10 protein-coding genes are annotated in these 9,158 nt (G+C 45.3%); 8 read left to right on the plus strand and 2 right to left on the minus strand.

Annotated elements, in window-relative coordinates:
• Positions 1-161 precede the first annotated feature (161 nt).
• From LUQ50_RS08720 to LUQ50_RS08745, 6 genes are read left to right on the plus strand one after another with little or no spacing between them, the layout of a single operon-like run.
• Entirely contained in the window at positions 162-404 is a 243-nt protein-coding gene (locus LUQ50_RS08720; protein WP_300039263.1) for a FeoA family protein, read from the plus strand.
• Positions 405-408: 4 nt separating this feature from the next.
• Complete coding sequence (locus LUQ50_RS08725; RefSeq protein ID WP_300039266.1) at positions 409-639, plus strand: FeoA family protein; 231 nt, start codon at positions 409-411, stop codon at positions 637-639.
• A complete protein-coding gene (feoB, locus tag LUQ50_RS08730) occupies positions 639-2,621 on the plus strand; it encodes a ferrous iron transport protein B (protein WP_300039269.1) in 1,983 nt (660 codons plus the stop codon). The genes LUQ50_RS08725 and feoB overlap by 1 nt, the downstream gene beginning before the upstream one ends.
• Before the next feature lies 1 nt (position 2,622).
• On the plus strand, positions 2,623-3,063 hold the full coding sequence (locus tag LUQ50_RS08735) for a hypothetical protein (protein WP_300039272.1): 441 nt from the start codon (positions 2,623-2,625) through the stop codon (positions 3,061-3,063).
• Positions 3,063-3,425, plus strand: coding sequence for a hypothetical protein (locus LUQ50_RS08740; RefSeq protein ID WP_300039275.1), 363 nt, complete (start codon positions 3,063-3,065; stop codon positions 3,423-3,425). The genes LUQ50_RS08735 and LUQ50_RS08740 overlap by 1 nt, the downstream gene beginning before the upstream one ends.
• Positions 3,388-4,569 carry an ATP-binding protein gene (locus LUQ50_RS08745; RefSeq protein WP_300039277.1) on the plus strand — a complete coding sequence of 394 codons (1,182 nt, stop codon included), beginning with the start codon at positions 3,388-3,390 and terminating at the stop codon, positions 4,567-4,569. The genes LUQ50_RS08740 and LUQ50_RS08745 overlap by 38 nt, the downstream gene beginning before the upstream one ends.
• A 480-nt stretch (positions 4,570-5,049) precedes the next feature.
• Here LUQ50_RS08745 and LUQ50_RS08750 read toward each other — a convergent pair whose 3' ends face one another.
• Positions 5,050-6,315, minus strand: a complete 1,266-nt coding sequence (locus LUQ50_RS08750) for a response regulator (protein WP_300039279.1) — start codon at positions 6,313-6,315, stop codon at positions 5,050-5,052.
• Positions 6,316-6,536: 221 nt separating this feature from the next.
• Here LUQ50_RS08750 and LUQ50_RS08755 point away from each other — a divergent pair, with 221 nt between their 5' ends.
• Entirely contained in the window at positions 6,537-6,716 is a 180-nt protein-coding gene (locus LUQ50_RS08755; protein WP_300039281.1) for a hypothetical protein, read from the plus strand.
• Positions 6,717-6,875: 159 nt separating this feature from the next.
• Positions 6,876-7,739, plus strand: a complete 864-nt coding sequence (locus LUQ50_RS08760) for a hypothetical protein (protein ID WP_300039283.1) — start codon at positions 6,876-6,878, stop codon at positions 7,737-7,739.
• 357 nt (positions 7,740-8,096) lie between these two features.
• Here LUQ50_RS08760 and LUQ50_RS08765 read toward each other — a convergent pair.
• Positions 8,097-9,158, minus strand: a 1,062-nt coding sequence (locus LUQ50_RS08765) for a PAS domain-containing protein (protein WP_300039285.1), incomplete at its 5' end; no start/stop codon positions are given.

The following is a 9,158-nucleotide window of genomic DNA, read 5'->3' on the forward strand; positions in this document are numbered from 1 at the left end:
ACCGGTGATATCAGTGATACCAAGTTTATTGCGTGTCCCACATCTAAAGGCGTGAACTCCCCCAATATCCTGCAGAAACAGTTCTGCCAACTATTCGTCGTAATAAAATTTATATGTGCCCACTATTAAATTTAGATCAGTCAAAACTTATATGATTAATTATGAAAGTTATTACTGTTGAAAAAATGCTCCCGGGATCCTCTGCTGTCATTTCAGAAATTTTTGGAGAACCTCTCGTGAAAAGGAGACTTATGGAGATGGGAGTTTTGCCGGGTTCAGTCCTGAAACTAATCAAATGGGCGCCGCTTGGTGACCCTGCTGAATGTCAGATTCGTGGGTATAAACTCTCAATCCGACGATCCGAAGCTGCCATGATATCGGTTTCAGTTGAAGGGAGTGAATAAGATCATGGTTCCACTCAGTTTCACGAAAGCGGGAGATCGGGTAGAGGTAGAGCACATCTGTGGGGCCGGATACCTCTCCAGTACCCTGGGACAACTCGGCATATCAGTCGGTGAAGAACTGACCGTCATTCAGAAAGCAAATGAATCGGTAATTATCAGGATAAAAGAAAGCCGGTATGCATTGGGAAACGGAGCCGCGAGTATGGTCATGGTAAAACCAGTAAAAGGAGTATAATGAACGAAATTCGTCTTCTGTTAGCAGGCAATCCGAATGTTGGGAAGACAACCCTGTTCAATTCCTTATGCGGTGTATACCAGCATACCGGTAACTATCCGGGTGTGACCGTAGATATAAAGGAAGGAACACGGAAATCCGGTGATACCACCTTAACGATCTGTGATCTCCCGGGAACTTACAGTTTAAGTGCTTTTACTCCTGACGAGCAGGTTGCCCGTGATGCACTCCTTACCTCCCATCCGGATGTAGTCGTTCAGATCATCGATTCAACCAATATTGAACGCAATCTGTTTCTGACCACCCAGTTACTGGAGATTGGCATTCCCATGGTCATCGCCCTGAATATGTCTGATCTTGCAGAGCAGTCAGGGATATCAATAGATGCAGACTGCCTGTCCCGTACAATAGGTATCCCGGTTGTCAGCATTGTTGCCAGCCAGGGCAGAGGGATTGAAGCTCTTATTGCATCGGCCATTGCGGTACAGGGCAAAAAGACTGGTACCTGTTCGGTTCAGTATTCTCAAACAGTAACCGAGAGGCTTACCGGGATCAGCACCTTTCTGCAGGAGCATACCGCTCTCATCAGCGGCCTTACTCCCGATTATGCAGCAATCCGTCTCCTTGAAGGTGATGAAAATCTCGCACACCGGCTTCATTCAGAAGACCTTACCATCCCGGTAATTGATACCTGCGATCCTGCAGAGATTGACAGATTAATCCAGGAGATCATGATTGCCAGATACAAAACGGCAGAACAGATCACCGGGTGTGCCGTCTCCTGCTCTATCGGTAGAGTAATGCCGACCGATCTGCTGGATCAGGTACTTACTCATCCCTGGTTTGGCATACCGATCTTTCTCTCGTTCATGTGGTTTGCGTTTCAGTTGACCTTCAGTGCATCGGTACCATTTGCAGCAGGTCTTGAGGTACTGTTTGGAACCATGAGCGACTCACTGCAAGGACTCGGGCTCGGACCAACTGTGACTTCATTTCTCTCCGATGGAGTTATCGGTGGTGTTGGGACCGTATTCAGCTTCGTCCCCAGTATTTTTATCATGTTCCTGTTGCTCTCGCTTCTGGAAGATTCAGGATATCTGGCACGGGCGGCATTTGTGATGGACCGGCTGATGCAGTCAATCGGACTGCATGGAAGATCTTTCATTCCGCTCCTGATCGGATTTGGGTGTAATGTTCCTGCAATCATGGCAACCCGGACGCTGCAGAGCCGGGCTGATCGGATAATCACCATCATCTCGATACCGTTCATGTCCTGTGCAGCCCGTCTGCCGGTGTATGTCCTTCTCGCCGGGATATTCTTCGGAGCTCATGCCGGGACGGTGATATTTTTCCTGTATGTTCTCGGCATCCTGGCAGCAATAGGCACAGCACTCCTGTTTCGCAGGATGGTCTTCTGCGATGAACCTTCACCCTTCATCATGGAACTTCCCCCGTACCGGAGTCCGACGGTGAAAGCAGCCGCACTCCACATGTGGCACCGGGGACGCGAATACCTCCAGCGGGCTGGGATTGTAATCTTCGGAGGTGTTCTGGTAGTCTGGATTTTAGCTACTCTGCCATTCGGAGTTGAATATGGATCCGCTGACAGTATTGCAGGAATTTTGGGCCATATTGCAGAACCACTCTTCGCTCCGCTCGGGTTTACCTGGCAGCTCGTGGTCGGGCTGATCTTCGGGTTCATCGCTAAGGAAGTAGTGGTTGGATCGCTCGGAACCCTCTATGGAGGTGAAGATTCACTCGCCTCCTCTCTGGCTGCCGATCCGGCACTCGGACCGGCGACTGCTCTCGCGTACATGGTCTTTGTTCTCCTTTATCTCCCCTGTGTAGCAACGCTCGGGGTGATCAAACAGGAGATGGGATCCTGGAAATGGACCGGTATTGCTCTTGGATGGGGAATACTGGTAGCGTTTGTCCTGGCCTTCATCGTCAAAGTCATCGGAACAATAATACTGGGAGTATAACATGTCAATACACCGATTTCCACACACAAATCTGTATCTCTGGACTGCGGTGATAGCCACGGTCACCATCATCTTTGGTCTTGTCTCTCTGGGCACAGGCCTTGGTATTGAATCCGGTCTTCCGGTTCCTGCAGATATTCCAGGAGGATGTATCCTCCTGCTTATCGGAGCAATTCTCATCACCGGCATCATTGAAGGAAGAAAAGACCGGGCACGCTGGGTTCAGTATGGGTACACCGGACTACTCCTCCTCCTGATCTTCGGAGTCTGTACTCTTCTGATAGCAGGAGCACAAGCAATTTCACTTATGATTGAAGGGGAGTTTACCGATATGGGTACACTAACCGGATCCGGGTTTATCTGGGGAGCAATTCTTGCAATTCCCGCTTATCCGGGCATTCGCCGGATACTCTTCGGATGTTCCCAGGGAGGTGCATTCTGATGAGTGAAGGACTCGCAGTTCTTGGGTTCATCCATTCACGCGGAGGATGTCTGTTATCCGAATTGTCAGTTGAGATGGGGGTTCCACTGAGTTCACTCCATGGGTGGGTTGATATGCTCTGTAGCACCGGATATCTGAAGCGGTGTGAACAGGATCACGGAGAATGCCCGTGCTCAAAGAGCGGTTCCCGTTGTGTCGCATGCAGGTGTTCCTGTCACGCGGTACAGGCAGGAAAGCCCATGAAGATCGAGGTTACTGAACGGGGGATGGCAATGGTGAGGAGGAGTTCTGATGAAATCAGCAAAGATGAGGTTGTCTCAGACTATGGAAGACTACCTCGAAGCAATATTTGTCCTGAGTAAAACCCGTGGATATGCCCGGACCAGTGAGATAGCAAAGTTCCTTAACGTTACCCCTTCTTCTGTGGTAGAGATGGTAGGAAAGATTGCCAGGTTAAAACTGGTAGTCTGGAAACGGTATGAAGGGGCCTATCTGACCCCTGAAGGACGCATTCATGGTGAGACGGTTCATATTCGTCATGAGACATTGCGTCGGTTTTTTGAACTCATTGGCGTTTCACATGATATCGCTGATACTGAGGCATGTATCATTGAACATGAACTCTCTCCGGTTACCACTAACGCAATTGGAAATCTTGTTCGCTTTCTTGAGACTCCTGCCGGTGCAAACACTTGTTCTGCTCTGAATATGTTCTTACAATTTCAGGATGCCGGGGTTCCGTGGAGTGGATACGTTGAACCGTCTCTCCCGATTTCATCAGACGATATTCAGGGTTCGATCCAGAAAACCGATCAGCACTTTCAGTTCCTCTCTGTACTGACCCGACATGATCTCCTGAAATCAATCACAGCATTATATGGATATCTTGAAATTCTCAGGGAACATGATTCAGAGATAGGGAAGGAAGAGATACTCTCCCGGATTAAATCGGTTGCATCATCGATGCACCGGCAGATTTCAGGGAGTAGTGAACTCCTCATCCCGGGGTCAACTGCTCATTCATGGATAAATATTGGAACTCTGATTGATACAATATCAAAAAATCTGGCAAATGATCAGGTCACGATAGAAAACTACCTTCACGGGATCGAGATTTTCGCAGACCCGCTCATCGAAAAGGTCGTCTACAACCTCATGGAAAACTCAATTCGTCATGGTGGATCGGTATCCCGGATTCGGTGTGAATCTGATATGGACGGGTTTGACCTTGTGTGGTCGATTCAGGATGATGGATCAGGAATAGACCCGAATAAGAAACATGCCATATTCCGACCACACAGAGGGGATAATTCCGGCCTAGGGCTCGCGATGGTGGACCAGATTCTCTCTTCCTGTGGGATGCAGATAGAAGAGCAGGGAATCCCGGGAGAGGGAGCACTGTTTGTAATCCGTGTCCCCTCTCCATTATTCAGGGAACATAGTTCAGAAAAACCGGTTGAACAATCTATCGGTATACATATGGCAGCCCCGGTTACATCCAGATAACAACCCCATACTATTTTTCAGTTTTTTCTGTATTTCATAGGTTTTTTCGGGAACAATAGATCAGTCCCGAAATTGAGATATGAGTATGTGCACTGCAACCTGAAGTCCACACTAGGAATAGAGGGAGTGTAGTGCCATCAGGAAAGAGTCATAAATATGGAGTGAATAACGCATTATGGCGATAAAATCGTCTATTCGAGGAATAAAGGAAGAAGACATTCCGTTATGTCTTCAGAGATTTCTGATTCATTCATCAGGTAATGAATTACAGAAGGCACATTCGACCAAAAATGAGGAGAGATAAGGGAAAATCGATTATAATTCAGACACAGATCCCGAGTTCAGTATAATGGTTCGCTCACTCAGATATATTCCCGATTGAAGGTTCGAAATCATATCATCTGAAAAAGAATAGAAGAAGTATACCCGAAATTATTGAGTTCACACACTTCTTCTTCATAGAAGGTTTCGATTATCTTTTCAGTTTAATTTTCGCTCATGTATTTCTGCGAATATTTTTTCTCCGTGCTGGTCTTCATCCGGGCAGGATGTTGCGAATAGCAAGACCGGAATGATCCCGTATTTTGTCTTCAGGTTCAGCGGTAACTCATGGGCTTGTGACGTTTGATTCAGCACGTTCCTGCAAACCTCCTCCACAAGACCGCCCTCTACAAACCAGGAACTGAAAGATGTTCCGATAAGAGTCTGAAGGGGGTACCCGATACTTATCTCGGTAGCTTTGTTCACATCGCTGATCTTCAGATCTCTCTCGATCGTAATGAGAGGATCGATATGAGCCTCAATCAATGTTCGGTGATAACGACTCATTTTTATGAGATCTGATTCTGCTTTTTTTTCTGCCGTGATATCTCTGATAGATTCAATAATCCCATTGAATATTCCTGAACCATTAAAAAGGCGGGAGGTTTTAATCCAATAGGTTACCTGTTTTTTTTCTGTGTTTTCTAAGCATAGTTCACTTATTATCATCTCTTCTGTTCGAAGTAACAAGGTAAAATCCCGGGGAAGATCTTCTCTCTTTTCGAGTAAGATATCGGCTGGAACCCGGTGGGTAGTTGCGTAAAAAGGGAGGCATTGTTTGTATTCTGACACATCTTCTGCACGCTCACGAATGATACCGGTTACATTTTCCATTGCCCTGTTCCATGCAATGATTCTACCCTGGAGATCAATGGCATATGTCGGATCCGGAAGATGTTCAAAGATAGTTGCGATGAGATGTTCCTTCTCCCTGACTTCCTGTTTAGAACGAATTTTTTCAGAGATCTGGCAGATGATGTTCACGAGTTCAGCATACTGAGATTTCGGTTCCCCGCCTTTCCGGAGATAATGGGTTGCACCGTTGTTGAGTGCTTCAATTACTACCTCTTCACGACCTCTTCCTGTGTATAGAATAAAGGGTATAGAGCATCCACTGTTTCGAACACATGACAGAAATTCGATACCGTTTATGTAAGGCATGTCATAATCTGATACAATCACATCGATTTCGCGTGTTTGAAGGACTTTACAGGCTTCATCTGCAGAGTTACAGCAGATAGTTTCTATCTTTCCTGTACGTTCTAAAAACCTGCTTGTAATATCGAGAATCACGGGCTCATCATCAACAAGTAAGACTCTGCAGGGTTTCTCTGGTTGGTCCAAAGGCTCGAATGAGGGATATGTGATGGTTTCTCCGGATATTGGTATATGTGAGACTGATATGGGGGAAAGTTCTCCAAACATGAGTAAGTACTCTTATGTTAGGATCACAAATCAAAACGCCAAACATTGTTTGGCTCATCTATCCTGCCCTGAATTGAAAATAACCGGCGGTATGTCATCTCCCTACCATTACGGAAACGTATTGAGGGATATGGAGAAAAACCTGATATTTTTCGGGATTAATCCATAGGAACCGAAAAAGAGATGATAGTATTGCAGGAAAAACCTGCAATACGGTAAAAATGGTTGAACATACTGAATTGATCGAACACATGAAGGAAGAACTTGTTCATGTGCATGGAGATATCGAACACGTCCAGCGGGATATGGAAGCCCTTATTGGGCATCTAAAAAATCTCGATGAACATATGCATCACCTCATGGAAGAGGCTGATGCGAAATCAATCTCCTCTTCATGCTGATACAGATACTACAGATCTCTCGGTCTCCTTTTTTGATACCTATCAAAAACGGGTGATATTTAGAGAAATTCTGAATTAATGATTTATCCGATATTTCATGCAGATATTATGTTTGTATATGACGTCAATTCAGTATGACCAATATGAAGGAGGACATATATGAAATTAAAAGTAGTAACGATCTTCACGCTATTTGTTGTGCTGACATTATCTGGTGGTACAATTGCAGATCGCGTACCTAATCAGACTCCGGAGAATCAGGTATTCTCGATTGACAGTGTGATCGATGTTACCGGTGCTGTAGACGATAAAACCAGCATGTCCTGGGTACTCGCATCTCCGGGATCTATTCCTGAAGGAATTCTTGATGCCGAACAGGTGATTGCTGATGTTACCTATAAGGATTCCATCTTAACTAACGGAGGAAAACTTGCCGAAAATAAGAATTTCGCATTTGACTCCCGTGATCAGTTAAACGGTTTATATAACATTGAATCTGAGAAGGTGCTGACATATGCAAGTACTGAGGGTGCACATCTGGTGGGTGAGGAAGAATATACGCTCTCCGTTGCCGGGAATTACTCAGGCACTGAAGATGATATCCGCTGTGTCTTTTCGGAGGGAAATGCTGCAGTTCTTCCCGCATTCTGCAATATTGTCTCGGCAAAGAGTGCCCAGGTGAACATCAACAGTGCCCAGATTTCCACCAAGGGCCAGATCCGTGCAGTTGCTGAAACTGCTGATATCCCGGCAGAAGTCAATTACCAGATAGCGGTCACTCCTGATGCAAACTCGGGGAGCGGTTTTGCAGAAGGAACGGTAAAGACCGTCTTTGCAGGAAGCATCATGGAAGCCCGTGATGGCGGGGACGACAACTATGCCCTTGATGGCACTACGGAAGATGGAGAAGCGACCTGGAACAAGACTTCTGCAGAAAACACATGGAAAGACACCACAGAAGTAACCGGTGGCATCAGAACTCTGCAAAAGGCTTTTGCCTATCAGTCAGGATTCGTACTATAACCGGGAATTACCTTTACTTTTTTGCGTGAAAAAGCCACATGCAAAGGGTTATTAACCCCATTACATTAATTCAGTATCCTGCCTATTATTGCCTGAACAGCCTATGAAACAGTTAAATACCCTTTTTTATCGAGAATGACTCCGGGTTTAACGGTTTACATTTATGTGGTTCGGTCTGGTGCATTTATTCTCATAAACCTGGGGTTAGGATGAGGTGACATACAATTGTGACAATATGGCAATTGAATTAAATTCCCAGCAATTTAATTCCATATCTGCGTTAAGGAAGGATAGGAACAAAATTACTGCCAGGTTGGAAAAGTCTGGGAGTATCTATCAATAACCCAGAGATCACTATCATTCAACGAGTCTCCACTTTCCTTTTGGTACCTGGATCTCAAACCGTGCTCCCTTTCCCGGTTCACCGGTCTCAGTGATGGTTATCCCGGTAATATCAAGAATCTCACGTGAAAGATTAAGCCCAAACCCGGTATGTTTATAGTACTCACGATTGAAGATTTTTGATTTGAACTCATTGGGAATTCCGACACCATCATCTTCACAGATGATAATATATCCTTCTTTCCCTTCTACTCCATAGAACCGGATCTTACTGATCGTGTCACCATATCGCTTTGCATTATCAATGAGATTGAAAAATACCTTTACGATCAAGGGATCTGCATACATTTCAATTCCTTTTACCTCACTAAAAACCTGAATAGGTGTGACATCGATCGAGGTAATGGCATGAGTAATTACGATTCTCACATCCTGCCAGATTGGAGTATGTACTCCGATATCCTGGTAATCGCGGGTAAATGAAATCTGTCGCTCAATATGGTGTGCTGATACATCTACATTATTGATATATTCTCTCACCCTGGGATCCAGGTTTTGATCCAGTGCCAACCCTGCATATCCGAAAATCACCTGAAGTTCATTACCGATATCATGCCGGGTGATCCCTGATAAGAGATTTAATTTGTGATTGACGAGACTTATTGCATCTTTATCAAGTTTTCTTTCAGTAACATCCGTACTGACAACGATAACTCCAATTGCTTCTCCGGATTCATTAAAGAGAGGAACGGTATCGGTTTGTACCCAGATATGCTCACCCTTGGATGTTGTGAGTTCTTCTAGTATTCCAAGTTTTGGAGTTTTTGACAGGATAACTTCTTGATCAGTGAGGGAGAAATTATCAGGAGCACCTGGATATAATTCGGAGAAGGTTTTTCCTTCGATCTCCTGAACCGGCCTCCCGATGATCCGTGCGACAGCAGGATTTACCTTGACATACCGATTGTCCATGTCCTTAAAACTGATCATGACCGGAACATTTTCAAGGATTGTCTGAAGTTCTCTGATAATGTTTTGAAGTTGCTCTTCAGCCCGTTTCCTCCCGGTAATATTCTC

The organism is Methanospirillum sp. (assembly GCF_028679455.1).
In the GTDB taxonomy this organism is placed as follows: domain Archaea; phylum Halobacteriota; class Methanomicrobia; order Methanomicrobiales; family Methanospirillaceae; genus Methanospirillum.

Bases quoted from the DNA above. Each gene is read 5' to 3' on its own strand.
- LUQ50_RS08720 (WP_300039263.1), top strand. From the start codon at position 162: ATGAAAGTTATTACTGTTGAAAAAATGCTCCCGGGATCCTCTGCTGTC.
- LUQ50_RS08725 (WP_300039266.1), top strand. From the start codon at position 409: ATGGTTCCACTCAGTTTCACGAAAGCGGGAGATCGGGTAGAGGTAGAG.
- feoB (WP_300039269.1), top strand. From the start codon at position 639: ATGAACGAAATTCGTCTTCTGTTAGCAGGCAATCCGAATGTTGGGAAG.
- LUQ50_RS08735 (WP_300039272.1), top strand. From the start codon at position 2,623: ATGTCAATACACCGATTTCCACACACAAATCTGTATCTCTGGACTGCG.
- LUQ50_RS08740 (WP_300039275.1), top strand. From the start codon at position 3,063: ATGAGTGAAGGACTCGCAGTTCTTGGGTTCATCCATTCACGCGGAGGA.
- LUQ50_RS08745 (WP_300039277.1), top strand. From the start codon at position 3,388: ATGGAAGACTACCTCGAAGCAATATTTGTCCTGAGTAAAACCCGTGGA.
- LUQ50_RS08750 (WP_300039279.1), bottom strand. From the start codon at position 6,315: ATGTTTGGAGAACTTTCCCCCATATCAGTCTCACATATACCAATATCC.
- LUQ50_RS08755 (WP_300039281.1), top strand. From the start codon at position 6,537: ATGGTTGAACATACTGAATTGATCGAACACATGAAGGAAGAACTTGTT.
- LUQ50_RS08760 (WP_300039283.1), top strand. From the start codon at position 6,876: ATGAAATTAAAAGTAGTAACGATCTTCACGCTATTTGTTGTGCTGACA.